Raw genomic sequence first — 13,576 nt, 5'->3', positions numbered from 1 at the left:
GAGCCACTTCCATGGCAAAGGAAAAGTTCGCGCGCAACAAGCCGCACTGCAACATCGGCACGATCGGTCACGTCGACCATGGCAAGACGACGCTGACGGCGGCGATCACGAAGTATTTCGGCGACTTCAAGGCCTACGACCAGATCGACGCGGCGCCGGAAGAGAAGGCGCGCGGGATCACGATCTCGACCGCGCACGTGGAGTACGAGACCGAGGCGCGGCACTACGCGCACGTCGACTGCCCCGGCCACGCCGACTACGTCAAGAACATGATCACCGGTGCGGCGCAGATGGACGGCGCGATCCTGGTGGTGAACGCGGCTGACGGCCCTATGCCGCAGACCCGCGAGCACATCCTGCTGGGCCGCCAGGTCGGCATCCCGGCGATGGTGGTGTTCCTGAACAAGGTCGACCAGGTGGACGACGCGGAACTGCTCGAACTGGTCGAGATGGAAGTGCGCGAGCTTCTGTCCGTCTACGACTTCCCGGGCGACGACATCCCGATCATCGCCGGTTCGGCGCTGGCCGCGCTGGAAGGCCGTGACCCGGAGATCGGCGAGAACAAGATCCGCGAACTGATGGCCGCCGTGGACGATTACATTCCGCAGCCGCCGCGCGCCACCGACCAGCCGTTCCTGATGCCGATCGAGGACGTGTTCTCGATCTCGGGCCGCGGCACCGTGGTGACCGGCCGGGTCGAGCGTGGCGTGGTGAACGTCGGCGACGAACTGGAGATCGTGGGCATCCGCGACACCCGCAAGACGACCTGCACCGGCGTCGAGATGTTCCGCAAGCTGCTGGATCGCGGCGAGGCCGGCGACAACATCGGCGCGCTGCTGCGCGGCGTGGACCGTGAAGGCGTGGAGCGCGGCCAGGTGCTGTGCAAGCCCGGCTCGGTCAAGCCGCACACCGAGTTCGAGTGCGAGGTCTACATCCTGACCAAGGAAGAAGGCGGCCGCCACACGCCGTTCTTCAAGAACTACCGGCCGCAGTTCTACTTCCGCACGACGGACGTGACCGGGACGGTGAACCTGCCGGAAGGCACCGAGATGGTGATGCCGGGCGACAACCTGAAGTTCAACGTCGAACTGATCGCCCCGATCGCCATGGAAGACGGCCTGCGCTTTGCCATCCGCGAAGGCGGCCGGACCGTCGGTTCGGGCGTCGTCACCAAGATCCTGAAGTAACCGGACCGCCTGCCTGCCGCCGCATGGGTGGCAGGCATGGCGCCGATACCAGGAACTCTTAGGGCGGGGCCCGGCCCCGCCTTCCATATTCCGGGTTCGACGAGGGGGACGGGTGGTCCGTCCTCCTCCTCTCAACCCCAACGCCAAGATAGGCTGAGAACATGCAAGGCCAGAATATCCGTATCCGGCTCAAGGCGTTCGACTACCGCGTCCTCGATGCGTCGACGCAGGAGATCGTGAACACCGCCAAGCGCACCGGCGCAACGGTCCGGGGCCCCATCCCGCTGCCGAACAAGATCGAGAAATACACCGTTCTGCGTGGTCCGCACGTCAACAAGAAGTCGCGCGACCAGTTCGAGATCCGCACCCACAAGCGGATGCTGGACATCGTCGATCCGACTCCGCAGACCGTGGACGCCCTGATGAAGCTCGACCTCGCCGCCGGCGTGGACGTCGAGATCAAGGTTTGAGGGGGGCTGATCAGATGCGCTCTGGAGTGATCGCAAAGAAGATCGGCATGACCCGTCTCTTCATGGAAGACGGCCGCCAGGTCCCCGTAACCGTTCTGCAGTTGGACAGCCTCCAGGTTGTCGCGCAGCGCACCAATGACGAGCACGGCTACACCGCCGTCCAGCTGGGCGCCGGCAATGCCAAGCCCAAGCGCGTGAGCCAGGCAATGCGCGGCCACTTTGCCGTTGCCAACGTCGCGCCCAAGCGCAAGGTGGCCGAGTTCCGTGTCAGCCCCGAGAACCTGATCGGTGTGGGCGAGGAAATCATCGCCGACCATTACTTCGAAGGTCAGTTCGTCGACGTGTCGGGCATCACCATCGGCAAGGGTTTTGCCGGCGGCATGAAGCGCCACAACTTCGGCGGCCTGCGTGCCTCGCACGGCGTGTCGGTGTCGCACCGTTCGCACGGTTCGACCGGCCAGTGCCAGAACCCCGGCAAGGTGTTCAAGGGCAAGAAGATGGCCGGCCACATGGGCTCTGTCCGTGTCACCACGCAGAACCTGCAGGTGGTCAAGACCGACAGCGACCGTGGCATCATCATGATCAAGGGCGCCGTTCCCGGCCCCAAGGGATCCTGGGTGACCGTCAAGGACGCCGTCAAGAAGCCGTTCCCGGACAACGCCATCCAGCCCGCGGGCCTGATGAGCTCCCGCAAGGAAGCGCAGCGCATGGCCGAAGAAGCCGCCGCGGCCGCAGCCGCCGAGGCCGAAGCCGAAGCCAAGCGTCTGGCCGAAGAACAGGCCGCAGTAGAAGCCGCCGCGCTGAAGGCAGCTGAAGCCGGCGACGCCACCGAGAAGAAGGAAGGCGACGAATGAAACTCGACGTGATCAATCTCGACGGCTCCGCTGCCGGTGAGGTCGAGCTGGACGAGGCGCTTTTCGGTCTCGAGCCGCGCGCCGACCTCCTGCACCGCGTGGTCCGCTGGCAGCGCAACAAGGCGCAGGCCGGCACCCACAAGGTCAAGACCCGCTCGGAAGTCAGCTACTCGACCAAGAAGATCTATCGCCAGAAGGGCACCGGCGGCGCACGCCACGGGTCCCGCAAGGCGCCGATCTTCCGCAAGGGCGGCATCTACAAGGGTCCGACCCCGCGCAGCCACGCGCACGACCTGCCCAAGAAGGTCCGCAAGCTGGGCCTGATGCACGCGCTGTCGTCCAAGGTGAAGGACGGCGCGCTGGTCATCATCGCGACGGCGGACTGCGACGGCAAGACCAACACGCTGGCCAAGCAGATCGCAAACCTCGGCTGGAAGCGCGCGCTGATCATCGACGGCGCCGCGGTCAACGAGAACTTTGCCCGCGCAGCGGCCAACATCGACGGTCTCGATGTGCTGCCGAGCATGGGCGCAAACGTCTATGACATCCTCAAGCGCGACACGCTCGTGCTGACCAAGGCGGGTGTCGAAGCACTGGAGGCCCGGCTGAAATGAGCGCGAAGGCAGAACACTACGACGTGATCCGCAAGCCGATCATTACCGAAAAGGCAACCATGGCGTCCGAGCACGGCGCGGTTGTCTTCGAAGTGGCGATGGATGCGGCCAAGCCGCAGATCAAGGAAGCGGTCGAAGCGCTGTTCGGCGTCAAGGTGAAGTCGGTCAACACGACGATCACCAAGGGCAAGGTCAAGAAGTTCCGCGGCATGCTGGGCCGTCGGAACAACGTGAAAAAGGCCTACGTGATGCTCGAAGAGGGCAACACGATCGACGTGAACACCGGCCTGTAAGGCAGGCTCCACGTCCCGAGCGAAGTCATCCGGAAGCCCCCGCACAGCGGGGGCTTTCTGTTCTTGGCGCCACGGATCGGTGCCACGACCCGCGCCGATCTCACATTGTATTGCAGGGTCAGCAGCCATTTGACGCCACCCGGTTTTTGGCAGAAAGATCGTACGTTCCTGGGGCGGAGCACGCATCGGAGGGTGCCATGAAGACATTTCTGAAAACAATCCTGATCGCCGTCCTGGCTTTGGCCGCAGTACCCGGGTTGGCCGCCGGTCCCGACCAGAAAAACGCCGTCAGTGCGGAAGAGGTGGCCGCCCTCTACGCGGACAAGACCTGGATTTGGTCGGACGACTCCGATGAGTCGGGCAGTTACTGGGGCCCCAAGGGCCAGTTCGAGGCCGTCTGGAAAGGCTCCGTCGGTGTCGGCAAGTGGTATGCAACCGACAAGGGAAACCTCTGCTACGAGGCCAAGTGGAAGCGCAACGCCAAGGACAGGGAAGTGGTGGTCAAGCGCTGCTGGCGCCACGTCAAGGACAGCACCGGCGCCTGGTGGAAGCAGGACCCCGAAACCCGGAAATGGTACGACGCGGGGGAAGAGTTGACCGAGAGCATGCAGGACGGCAACCAGATGAAGGCCTCGGTCGAGAAGCTGCGCAAGAAATTCGGTCTTTGATCTCTTGAGCAGGACGGGGCGACGGGGGACTGCCTGAAAGGGCAGGGGCGGATGCACCAGGCAACCCACGGCATTGATTCGCCCGACGATCGGAGGCAGCAACACGCCTTGTCGGTTGACCTGGCGAACCCACCCGTCGGGATGAGCCCTTGACCCCCGGTCTGTCCTCCCATAAACGACCTCATCCGCAACGGCCCCGGATTCGTCCGGGGCTTCGTTTTTGTCCGCGGACCTGACGAACCGGGCACCTTCGGGGGCCTATACCACTGGCCACCTTCGGGGGGCTGAAACATAACCCCGGATCAAGTCCGGGGTGCTAGCTAACGGAAGACAGAAAGCATGGCACTCAAGTCGTACAAGCCGACGACGCCGGGCCAGCGCGGGCTGGTGCTGATCGACCGTTCGGAGCTGTACAAAGGACGTCCCGTCAAGGCCCTCACCGAGGGTCTGACGAAATCGGGCGGCCGCAACAACACCGGACGGATCACGATGCGTCGGACGGGCGGGGGCGCAAAGCGTCTTTACCGCATCGTCGATTTCAAGCGGAACAAACTCGATGTCGAAGGCATCGTGGTCCGCATCGAATACGACCCGAACCGCACCGCCTTTATTGCGCTGATCCAGTACAACGACGGCGAACAGAATTACATCCTGGCGCCGCAGCGCCTGGGGATCGGCGACAAGATCGTCGCGTCGCAGAAGGCCGACATCAAGCCGGGCAACGCGATGCCGTTCAGCGGCATGCCGATCGGCACGATCGTCCACAACATCGAGCTGAAGCCCGGCAAGGGCGGCCAGATCGCACGCGCCGCGGGCACCTATGCCCAGTTCGTCGGCCGTGACGGCGGCTACGCCCAGATCCGCCTCAGCTCGGGCGAACTGCGCATGGTCCGCCAGGAGTGCATGGCAACGGTTGGCGCGGTCTCGAACCCCGACAACTCGAACCAGAACTTCGGCAAGGCCGGCCGGATGCGCCACAAGGGCATTCGCCCTTCCGTCCGCGGCGTCGTCATGAACCCGATCGACCACCCGCACGGTGGTGGTGAAGGCCGGACTTCGGGCGGCCGTCACCCGGTGACCCCGTGGGGCAAGCCGACAAAGGGCAAGAAGACCCGCAACACCAACAAGGCGTCGCAAAAGCTGATCATCCGCTCGCGCCACGCCAAGAAGAAGGGGCGGTAATCCATGTCGCGCTCTGTTTGGAAAGGTCCCTTCGTCGACTCCTACGTCCTGAAAAAGGCCGAGAAGGTTCGCGAATCGGGCAAGAACGAAGTCATCAAGATCTGGTCGCGCCGCTCGACGATCCTGCCCCAGTTCGTGGGCCTGACGTTTGGCGTCTACAACGGCCAGAAGCACATTCCGGTCAACGTGTCCGAGGACATGATCGGCCAGAAGTTCGGTGAATACGCGCCGACCCGGACCTACTACGGTCACGCGGCGGACAAGAAAGCCAAGAGGAAGTAAGCCATGGGCAAGGATAAGAATCCCCGCCGCGTGGCGGAAAACGAAGCGATGGCCAAGCTGCGCATGCTGCGCACCAGCCCGCAGAAGCTGAACCTCGTCGCCGCGATGATCCGTGGCAAGAAGGTGGACAAGGCCCTCACGGACCTGACCTTCTCGAACAAGCGGATCGCCGGTGACGTCAAGAAGTGCCTGCAATCCGCGATCGCCAACGCCGAGAACAACCACGGCCTGGACGTCGATGAACTGGTCGTCGCCGAGGCCTACGTCGGCAAGAACCTGATCATGAAGCGGGGTCGTCCGCGGGCCCGTGGCCGCTTTGGCCGGATCAACAAGCCGTTCTCGGAACTGACCATCAAAGTGCGTCAAGTTGAGGAGCAAGCCTGATGGGTAACAAGACCAATCCGATCGGCATGCGCCTGCAGGTGAATCGCACCTGGGACAGCCGCTGGTACGCCGACACCAAGGACTACGGGAACCTGCTGCTCGAGGATCTCAAGATCCGCGACTTCATTTTCTCGGAGTACAAGAACCCGCCGAAGCAGGCCGGCATCAGCCGCGTGATCATCGAACGTCCGCACAAGAAGTGCCGCGTCACGGTGCACACCGCGCGTCCGGGCGTCATCATCGGCAAGAAGGGCGCGGACATCGAGGTGCTTCGCAAGAAGCTCGCGTCGATGACCAAGTCCGAGCTGCACCTCAACATCGTCGAGGTCCGCAAGCCGGAGCTGGACGCGCAACTGGTGGGTGAATCGATCGCCCAGCAGCTTGAGCGTCGGGTGTCCTTCCGCCGCGCGATGAAGCGGGCCGTTCAGAACGCCATGCGCATGGGCGCCCTGGGAATCCGGGTGAACGTCGCGGGCCGTCTGGGTGGCGCGGAAATCGCACGGACCGAATGGTACCGCGAAGGCCGCGTGCCGCTGCACACGCTGCGCGCCGACATCGACTATGCCAACGTCGAGGCCACCACACCTTACGGCATCATCGGCATCAAGGTCTGGATCTTCAAGGGCGAGATCATGGAACATGATCCTCAGGCCCGTGATCGCAAGGCACAGGAAATCCAGGACGGTCCGGCACCTCGTGGTGCTGGTGGCGGCCGCCGGGATGATCGGAGGTAATCATGCTTCAGCCTAAGCGCACAAAATTCCGGAAGATGTTCAAAGGCCGCATCAAGGGTGAGGCCAAGGGCGGTTCGGATCTCAACTTTGGCCACTTCGGTCTGAAGGCTCTCGAGCCCGAGCGTGTCACCGCACGCCAGATCGAAGCAGCCCGTCGTGCCATGACGCGTCACATGAAGCGTCAGGGTCGCGTCTGGATCCGCATCTTCCCGGACACCCCGGTGACGGCAAAGCCGATCGAAGTCCGGATGGGTAAGGGCAAGGGCTCGGTCGACCGCTGGACCTGCAAGGTCAAGCCCGGCCGCGTCATGTTCGAGATCGACGGCGTGGGTGAGGACGTTGCCCGCGAGGCGCTGCGTCTGGCAGCCATGAAGCTGCCGATCAAGACCCGCGTCGTGGTCCGCGAGGACTGGTAAGCGGCGGGGTAACCCCCGCCCTGCGAAATCAAACCCCCGGCGCGGAAGCGGCGGGGGTTTTTCGTTGTCGCTGCGTCAGCCGGGAAAGATTCGTGCCATCGCGCCATCGAAACGCGCCCATGTCATCGTGGCCTTGTTGCCGGCGTAGCCTTGGTAATAGCTCTCGCCCGAGGGCAGCGGGAATCCTGCCCAGATCTTGGCCAGCCGGTACATGAAGCTGCGGCGCGTGATCTCGCCATTCTCCAGCGCGTTGATCCCGGCCTCGGCCAGCAGTTGGTCGGCCAGGCGATCCTGCACGTCAGGGGTGAAGCGCGCGCGCGGGCTGATCCCGGTCTCTTTCACGACACGGCGCAGGGTGTCGGGGATGAACTGGTATCGGCCGATGGCATGTGGCTGGCCCGGGGTGGCGTCGATCCAGTCGTAGATTTCCTGCACAGTCATCTCGGTGGGCAGTTTCGGCGTCTTGACTCGCGCGCCGTGAATGACGGCGTCGTAGTCGGCGGGCCCAGCCTCGGCCTCGGCGATGAGGGCGCGCAACTGTTCGACGGCTGAGCCGGACAGCGCGCGATAGGCGGGCGCACGGTCGGGGTCGCGGCTGCGGGGTTCCTCGGGCAGGGGGGCAAAGAGACCGGCCCGGGGTGCTGTCGAAAACAGGCTGGCGGCGTGGCCGGGCGCGGGATGGGCTGCCGGGCGCATGGCGATCAGGGGCGCACGGGCCGCGCCCTCGGCCGCAAAGAGCGAGGCGGACTGGGCCCACAGCGGCCCGGCAAGGACCAGTGCGGCCAACAGGATGAAAAAGCGCATGGGCGAACGTTCTGCTCGATGAGTTCCGTGTGGCAGGCAGACTGGCGCGCAGAGGTTGAGATTCCATTTCCCCCGGCCATCGGCTTGGGATAAAGCGCGGCAATGACCCAGATCCGTTCGCTTTTCGCCACCCGCCTCTACCACGCCGCCCTCTCCGAGCAGGGCAAGATCGACACTTCCGAGCTGGAGGCGTCGTGCTATTCCATCGCCGAGGACGACGAGGCCGGGCAGGACTGGTGCGACGAGAACGGTTATCCCGGCTACACCTCCTATGCCTCGCTGACGGATCTGCCCTGGCGGTTTCCGATCTTCGCCGAGTTGCAGAAGGTGCTGGACAAGCACGTCGCCGCCTTTGCCCAGGATCTCGAGTTCGACCTCGGCGACAAGGCGCTGGTGCTGGAGGACATCTGGATCAACATCCTGCCCGAGGGCGGCACCCATTCCAGCCATATCCACCCGCATTCGGTGATCTCCGGCACGACCTACGTCGCCATGCCCGAGGGCGCCTCGGCGCTCAAGCTGGAGGACCCGCGGCTGGCCATGATGATGGCCGCGCCGACCCGGAAAAAGGGCTGCCGCGAGGAACTGAAGTCCTTCATCTACGTCGCGCCGCAGGTGGGCGACGTGCTGCTGTGGGAAAGCTGGCTGCGCCACGAGGTGCCGCTGAACATGGCCGAGGACAACCGCGTCTCGGTCAGCTTCAACTACAAGTGGGAGTGAGGCGCGACGGCGGCCCGCTCGCGCGACGGAAAAAGGGCTTTCGAAAGCCCTTTTGAACGCGCTTCGAAGCGCGTTTTCCCCTGTGGGCCTGTCAGCAAGGACCTCATCGGTCGCTCCGCCTGCGTGCGCAACGGCCATTCGCACGCCGCGCTCGCGCGCGTCATTCCGCAAAGACCCTGAGGGTGGCCATTGCGCTCGGACACCACGCCCAGCAAGCAGACCGCTCCGCCAATCGGCCCTGGCACCACTCGGGCCTTGCCAATCCGCCCGATCCCGCCTATAGCGGCCGCTCATCCACGGACTCCACCGGAATCAGGGTGACCCTGTATGCACGCAAGCAGGGGCCTACCGGTGATGTTGCTCAAAGAGGAGAGGCGCATGAACGCCCACGAACTCCGTGACAAGACCCCGGACGAGCTCCGGGACATGCTTGTCCAGCTCAAGAAGGAGGCCTTCAACCTCCGCTTCCAGCAGGCCACCGCCCAGCTGGAAAATTCCGCGCGTGTGCGTCAGGTCCGCCGTGACGTCGCCCGCGTGAAAACCGTCCTGAATGAAAAAGCCGCTGCTGCGGCCTCGACTGCGGAGGCATAACAGATGCCCAAGCGTATCCTGCAAGGCACCGTGACCTCCACGGCCAACAAGCAGACGGTCACCGTCCAGGTCGTCCGCCGCTTCAAGCACCCGGTTCTTCAGAAGACGATCAAGAAGTCCAAGAAGTACCGCGCCCACGACGAACACGAGCAGTTCAACGTCGGCGACAGCGTGCGCATCATCGAATGCGCGCCGAAGTCGAAAACCAAACGCTGGGAGGTTCTGGTCGATCAGCCTGCAGAGGCCTGAGACACCGAACCGTTCCGGTTTGATCGAAACCCGGTGGCCAACAACAGAACAGCCACCGAAGGTCGGGAGAAACCATAATGATCCAGATGCAGACCAATCTGGATGTCGCTGACAACTCCGGCGCTCGCCGGGTGCAGTGCATCAAGGTCCTCGGCGGTTCGCATCGCCGCTATGCATCGGTCGGCGATATCATCGTCGTCTCGGTGAAGGAGGCCATTCCGCGCGGCCGCGTGAAAAAGGGGGACGTCCGCAAGGCCGTCGTCGTGCGCACCGCCAAGGAAGTCCGCCGTGAAGACGGCACCACGATCCGCTTTGACCGCAACGCCGCCGTGATCCTGAACAACGCGGGCGAGCCGGTCGGCACCCGTATCTTCGGGCCGGTCGTGCGCGAACTGCGCGCCAAGAACTTCATGAAGATCATCTCGTTGGCTCCGGAGGTGCTCTGATGGCTGCGAAACTCAAGAAGGGTGACACCGTCATCGTCCTGACCGGCAAGGACAAGGGCAAGACCGGCGAGATCGTCAGCGTCGACCCCAAGGCCGGCAAGGCCGTGGTTGACGGGCTGAACATCGCCATCCGTCACCAGCGCCAGACCCAGAACAGCCAGGGCGGCCGCCTGCCCAAGGCCCTGCCGATCGACCTGTCGAACCTCGCCTTCGTCGATGCCAACGGCAAGCCGACGCGCGTGGGCTTCCGCATGGAAGGCGACAAGAAGGTCCGCTACGCCAAGACCACGGGGGACGTGATCGATGCTTGATACTGCGAACTATACCCCGCGCCTGAAGTCCCAGTTCCGGGACACGATCAAGGCCGCGATGCGCGAGCAGTTCGGTTACACGAACGACATGCAGATCCCGCGCCTGGAAAAGATCGTGCTGAACATCGGCTGCGGCGCCGAGGCCGTGCGCGACTCCAAGAAGGCCAAGTCGGCCATCGAGGACCTGACCAAGATCGCCGGCCAGCAGGCCGTCGGCACCAAGGCCAAGCAGTCGCACGCGCCGTTCCGCCTGCGCGAAGGCATGACCATCGGCGCCAAGGTCACCCTGCGTGACGTGCGCATGTACGAATTCCTCGACCGCCTGATCACCGTGGCCATGCCGCGCATCCGCGACTTCCGCGGTGTGAAGCCGGCCTTCGACGGCCGTGGCAACTTTGCCATGGGCCTCAAGGAACACATCGTGTTCCCGGAGATCGATTTCGACAAGGTCGACGAGGTGTGGGGGATGGACGTGATCATCACCACCAACGCCAAACCCTATGGCGAACACACCGCAGACGCGCAGGCCAAAGCCCTGCTCACCGCATTCAACATGCCGTTCACCAAGGCGTAAGAGGACAGAACATGGCGAAAAAATCCATGATCGAGCGCGAGAAGAAGCGCCAGCGCCTGGTGGCCCGGTATGCCGCCAAGCGCGTTGAACTGAAAGAAATCGCAACCGACGAAGCCCGTCCGATGGAGGAGCGCTTCAAGGCGCGCCTCAAGCTGGCCAAGCTGCCGCGCAACTCGGCCCCGAGCCGCCTGCACAACCGCTGCCAGCTGACGGGCCGTCCGCACGCGTACTACCGCAAGCTGAAGATCAGCCGGATCATGCTGCGCGAGCTCGGCTCGAACGGTCAGCTGCCCGGCGTCGTGAAATCGAGCTGGTAAGGGAGGGTATATGATGAACGATCCTATCGGCGATATGCTCACCCGGATCCGCAACGCGCAGATGCGCGGCAAGTCCACCGTTTCGACGCCGGCCTCCAAGCTGCGCGCCTGGGTGCTGGACGTGCTGGCGGACGAAGGCTACATCCGCGGCTACGAGACGGGGACCGACGCGACCGGCCACCCGACGCTCGAAATCAGCCTGAAGTACTTCGATGGCGCCCCTGTCATTCGCGAGGTCAAGCGGGTTTCCAAGCCCGGCCGCCGCGTCTACATGAGCGTCAAGGACATTCCGCTGGTCCGTCAGGGCCTGGGTGTGTCGATTGTCTCCACCCCCAAGGGTGTGATGTCGGACGCAAACGCACGCGCAGCCAACGTTGGCGGCGAAGTGCTTTGCACCGTGTTCTAAGGAGGCGCACAGATGTCTCGTATTGGTAAGAAGCCGGTCGACCTGCCTTCGGGCGTTTCGGCCAGCATGTCCGGCCAGACCATCGAAGTGAAGGGGCCGAAAGGCACCCAGACCTTCACGGCCACGGACGACGTGACCATCACCATCGCGGACAACGCGATCAGCGTGACCCCGCGCGGCAGCTCCAAGCGCGCGCGCCAGCAGTGGGGCATGTCCCGCACGGTGGTCGCGAACCTGGTGCACGGTGTCCAGAACACCTTCAAGAAAGAGCTGGAAATCCAGGGCGTGGGTTACCGGGCGGCGCTGGCAGGCAATGTCCTGAAGCTGAACCTGGGCCTGTCGCACGATGTCGACTTTCCGATCCCGGACGGCGTCACCGTGACCTGCCCGAAGCCCACCGAGATCATCATTGAGGGGCACGACATCCAGCAGGTTGGCCAGGTGGCCGCGGACATCCGCGACTGGCGGCGGCCGGAGCCGTACAAGGGGAAGGGTATCCGCTACAAGGGCGAATACATCTTCCAGAAGGAAGGCAAGAAGAAGTAAGGACGCGGAACATGGCAAACAACAAACGTACGTTGTTCCTCAAGCGCCGTATGCGCGTCCGGAACAAACTCCGTCAGGTGAACGCGGGCCGCGTTCGACTTTCGGTTCATCGCTCGAACAAGAACATCTCCGTCCAGCTGATCGACGACGTGGCCGGGCGCACGCTCGCCGCCGCATCGACGCTGGAACCGGCGCTGGGCATGGTCGGCAAGAACAACGTCGAGGCCGCGGCCAAGGTGGGTGCGGCGATCGCCGAGCGCGCCAAGGCGGCCGGTGTCGAGGAAGCATACTTCGACCGTGGCGGTTTCCTCTTCCACGGCAAGGTGAAGGCCCTGGCCGACGCCGCCCGCGAAGCGGGTCTGAAGATCTGATGGTCGGGCCGGGTGCAAGCCCGGCCTGCCGTCCTTTCCGGCGTTCGACGCCGGGCATGTAGGCCGGGCCCGGTCCCGGCGTGCGGTGCAGGCGGAAACGCCTCGATGATCCGGGCCCGGACCTGATCCGGCGCACCATGGATTGGACCAGTCAGGTGCTCTTGGGCACCACGAGATAAAGGAATGCCTAATGGCAGAACGTGATAACCGCCGCGAAGGTGGCCGGGGCCGCCGCGACCGCGAAGAGCAGGCGCCCGAATTCGCCGATCGCCTTGTCGCGATCAACCGTGTGTCCAAGACCGTCAAGGGCGGCAAGCGCTTCGGCTTTGCCGCGCTCGTCGTCGTCGGCGACCAGAAGGGCCGCGTCGGCTTTGGCAAGGGCAAGGCCAAGGAGGTCCCCGAGGCCATCCGCAAGGCCACCGAGCAGGCCAAGCGCAAGATGATCCGCGTGCCGCTCAAGGAAGGCCGCACGCTGCACCATGACGGCAAGGGCCATGCCGGCGCCGGTCACATCGTGATGCGGACCGCGCCGCAGGGTACCGGCATCATCGCCGGCGGCCCGATGCGCGCCGTGTTCGAGATGCTGGGCATCCAGGACGTGGTTGCCAAGTCGACCGGGTCGCAAAACCCTTACGCGATGATCCACGCCACGCTGGACGCCCTCAAGCACCAGCAGTCGCCGCGCCTGGTCGCGCAGCGTCGTGGCAAGAAGGTCGCCGACATCCTGCCGAAGCGCGACGAAGCGCCGGCGGCCGAGACCGAGGAGGCTTGATCCATGGCCAAGACTATCGTTGTGAAGCAGGTCGGCTCTCCGATCCGTCGTCCCGCCATCCAGCGCCAGACGCTGATCGGCCTGGGCCTGAACAAGATGCACCGCGTCCGGGAACTCGAGGACACGCCCTCGGTCCGCGGCATGGTCAACAAGATCCCGCACCTGGTCGAGATCATCGAAGAGCGCGACTGACGCAAATTCCTTGACCAAGGAATTTGCAAATCGCGTCAACGCGATTTGTCGCTCTGCGTGACGAACAGGCGCCCCCGGGAAACCGAGGGGCGCTTTTTTGTATCGGGACTGCGGCAGACACATGTGCGTGCAGGCAGGGTGACGGTTTTGCGGCGGGTTGAATTGGCAGTTTCCCTGTTGCGCACTACCATAG

The 13,576-nt window shown here is 64.1% G+C and carries 24 protein-coding genes; 23 read left to right on the top strand and 1 reads right to left on the bottom strand.

What is annotated here, in order from left to right; translation table 11 throughout:
• The first annotated feature begins 11 nt into the window (after positions 1-11).
• The 11 genes from tuf (at position 12) to rplP (ending at position 7,084) form a co-directional block, all read left to right on the top strand.
• On the top strand, positions 12-1,187 hold the full coding sequence (gene tuf, locus MAA8898_RS17105; protein ID WP_094022243.1) for an elongation factor Tu: 1,176 nt from the start codon (positions 12-14) through the stop codon (positions 1,185-1,187).
• Between the two features lie 161 nt (positions 1,188-1,348).
• Entirely contained in the window at positions 1,349-1,657 is a 309-nt protein-coding gene (gene rpsJ / locus MAA8898_RS17100; protein WP_094022242.1) for a 30S ribosomal protein S10, read from the top strand.
• Between the two features lie 14 nt (positions 1,658-1,671).
• The gene (gene rplC, locus MAA8898_RS17095) at positions 1,672-2,511 is read left to right on the top strand and encodes a 50S ribosomal protein L3 (RefSeq protein ID WP_094022241.1); all 840 of its coding nucleotides are present in this window, start codon (positions 1,672-1,674) and stop codon (positions 2,509-2,511) included.
• Entirely contained in the window at positions 2,508-3,125 is a 618-nt protein-coding gene (gene rplD, locus MAA8898_RS17090) for a 50S ribosomal protein L4 (RefSeq protein WP_094022240.1), read from the top strand. Before rplC ends, rplD begins: the two co-directional genes overlap by 4 nt.
• Complete coding sequence (locus tag MAA8898_RS17085; protein WP_094022239.1) at positions 3,122-3,418, top strand: 50S ribosomal protein L23; 297 nt, start codon at positions 3,122-3,124, stop codon at positions 3,416-3,418. Before rplD ends, MAA8898_RS17085 begins: the two co-directional genes overlap by 4 nt.
• 197 nt (positions 3,419-3,615) lie before the next feature.
• Positions 3,616-4,086: a DUF995 domain-containing protein gene (locus MAA8898_RS17080; protein ID WP_094022238.1), complete on the top strand. Its 471-nt coding sequence runs from the start codon at positions 3,616-3,618 to the stop codon at positions 4,084-4,086.
• Positions 4,087-4,425: 339 nt separating this feature from the next.
• Complete coding sequence (gene rplB / locus MAA8898_RS17075; protein WP_094022237.1) at positions 4,426-5,268, top strand: 50S ribosomal protein L2; 843 nt, start codon at positions 4,426-4,428, stop codon at positions 5,266-5,268.
• Positions 5,269-5,271: 3 nt separating this feature from the next.
• Positions 5,272-5,550: a 30S ribosomal protein S19 gene (rpsS, locus tag MAA8898_RS17070; RefSeq protein ID WP_094022236.1), complete on the top strand. Its 279-nt coding sequence runs from the start codon at positions 5,272-5,274 to the stop codon at positions 5,548-5,550.
• A 3-nt stretch (positions 5,551-5,553) separates the two neighbouring features.
• Positions 5,554-5,934 (top strand): 50S ribosomal protein L22, encoded by a 381-nt coding sequence (gene rplV / locus MAA8898_RS17065; RefSeq protein WP_094022235.1) that lies wholly within the window; start codon positions 5,554-5,556, stop codon positions 5,932-5,934.
• A complete protein-coding gene (rpsC, locus tag MAA8898_RS17060; RefSeq protein WP_094022234.1) occupies positions 5,934-6,668 on the top strand; it encodes a 30S ribosomal protein S3 in 735 nt (244 codons plus the stop codon). Before rplV ends, rpsC begins: the two co-directional genes overlap by 1 nt.
• A gap of 2 nt (positions 6,669-6,670) precedes the next feature.
• Positions 6,671-7,084, top strand: coding sequence for a 50S ribosomal protein L16 (gene rplP / locus MAA8898_RS17055; RefSeq protein ID WP_094022233.1), 414 nt, complete (start codon positions 6,671-6,673; stop codon positions 7,082-7,084).
• Between the two features lie 75 nt (positions 7,085-7,159).
• On the opposite strand, the gene MAA8898_RS17050 is transcribed toward rplP, so the two are convergent.
• Positions 7,160-7,888 carry a lysozyme family protein gene (locus MAA8898_RS17050; RefSeq protein ID WP_094022232.1) on the bottom strand — a complete coding sequence of 243 codons (729 nt, stop codon included), beginning with the start codon at positions 7,886-7,888 and terminating at the stop codon, positions 7,160-7,162.
• A gap of 102 nt (positions 7,889-7,990) precedes the next feature.
• On the opposite strand from MAA8898_RS17050, the gene MAA8898_RS17045 reads away from it, so the two are divergent.
• From MAA8898_RS17045 to rpmD, 12 genes are all read left to right on the top strand, one after another.
• The gene (locus MAA8898_RS17045) at positions 7,991-8,608 is read left to right on the top strand and encodes a 2OG-Fe(II) oxygenase family protein (protein WP_094022231.1); all 618 of its coding nucleotides are present in this window, start codon (positions 7,991-7,993) and stop codon (positions 8,606-8,608) included.
• A gap of 378 nt (positions 8,609-8,986) precedes the next feature.
• A complete protein-coding gene (rpmC, locus tag MAA8898_RS17040) occupies positions 8,987-9,199 on the top strand; it encodes a 50S ribosomal protein L29 (protein ID WP_094022359.1) in 213 nt (70 codons plus the stop codon).
• Between the two features lie 3 nt (positions 9,200-9,202).
• The gene (gene rpsQ, locus MAA8898_RS17035) at positions 9,203-9,448 is read left to right on the top strand and encodes a 30S ribosomal protein S17 (RefSeq protein WP_094022230.1); all 246 of its coding nucleotides are present in this window, start codon (positions 9,203-9,205) and stop codon (positions 9,446-9,448) included.
• 77 nt (positions 9,449-9,525) lie between these two features.
• Entirely contained in the window at positions 9,526-9,894 is a 369-nt protein-coding gene (gene rplN, locus MAA8898_RS17030; RefSeq protein WP_094022229.1) for a 50S ribosomal protein L14, read from the top strand.
• Positions 9,894-10,205 carry a 50S ribosomal protein L24 gene (gene rplX, locus MAA8898_RS17025; protein WP_094022228.1) on the top strand — a complete coding sequence of 104 codons (312 nt, stop codon included), beginning with the start codon at positions 9,894-9,896 and terminating at the stop codon, positions 10,203-10,205. Before rplN ends, rplX begins: the two co-directional genes overlap by 1 nt.
• A complete protein-coding gene (rplE, locus tag MAA8898_RS17020) occupies positions 10,198-10,779 on the top strand; it encodes a 50S ribosomal protein L5 (RefSeq protein WP_094022227.1) in 582 nt (193 codons plus the stop codon). Before rplX ends, rplE begins: the two co-directional genes overlap by 8 nt.
• Before the next feature lie 11 nt (positions 10,780-10,790).
• Positions 10,791-11,096 carry a 30S ribosomal protein S14 gene (gene rpsN / locus MAA8898_RS17015; RefSeq protein ID WP_094022226.1) on the top strand — a complete coding sequence of 102 codons (306 nt, stop codon included), beginning with the start codon at positions 10,791-10,793 and terminating at the stop codon, positions 11,094-11,096.
• 13 nt (positions 11,097-11,109) lie between these two features.
• Entirely contained in the window at positions 11,110-11,502 is a 393-nt protein-coding gene (rpsH, locus tag MAA8898_RS17010) for a 30S ribosomal protein S8 (protein WP_094022358.1), read from the top strand.
• 12 nt (positions 11,503-11,514) lie between these two features.
• Entirely contained in the window at positions 11,515-12,048 is a 534-nt protein-coding gene (gene rplF, locus MAA8898_RS17005; protein ID WP_094022225.1) for a 50S ribosomal protein L6, read from the top strand.
• An 11-nt stretch (positions 12,049-12,059) separates the two neighbouring features.
• Positions 12,060-12,419, top strand: coding sequence for a 50S ribosomal protein L18 (gene rplR, locus MAA8898_RS17000; protein ID WP_094022224.1), 360 nt, complete (start codon positions 12,060-12,062; stop codon positions 12,417-12,419).
• A 190-nt stretch (positions 12,420-12,609) separates the two neighbouring features.
• A complete protein-coding gene (gene rpsE / locus MAA8898_RS16995) occupies positions 12,610-13,191 on the top strand; it encodes a 30S ribosomal protein S5 (protein WP_094022223.1) in 582 nt (193 codons plus the stop codon).
• A gap of 3 nt (positions 13,192-13,194) precedes the next feature.
• Positions 13,195-13,383 carry a 50S ribosomal protein L30 gene (rpmD, locus tag MAA8898_RS16990; protein WP_094022222.1) on the top strand — a complete coding sequence of 63 codons (189 nt, stop codon included), beginning with the start codon at positions 13,195-13,197 and terminating at the stop codon, positions 13,381-13,383.
• The last annotated feature ends 193 nt before the right edge of the window (positions 13,384-13,576 follow it).

Origin of the sequence: Antarctobacter aquimaris, assembly GCF_900184945.1 — a bacterium.
GTDB lineage: Bacteria > Pseudomonadota > Alphaproteobacteria > Rhodobacterales > Rhodobacteraceae > Maliponia > Maliponia aquimaris.
Note: the sequence above shows the minus strand (reverse complement) of the source record. Positions and strands in the feature narration are given on the sequence as shown.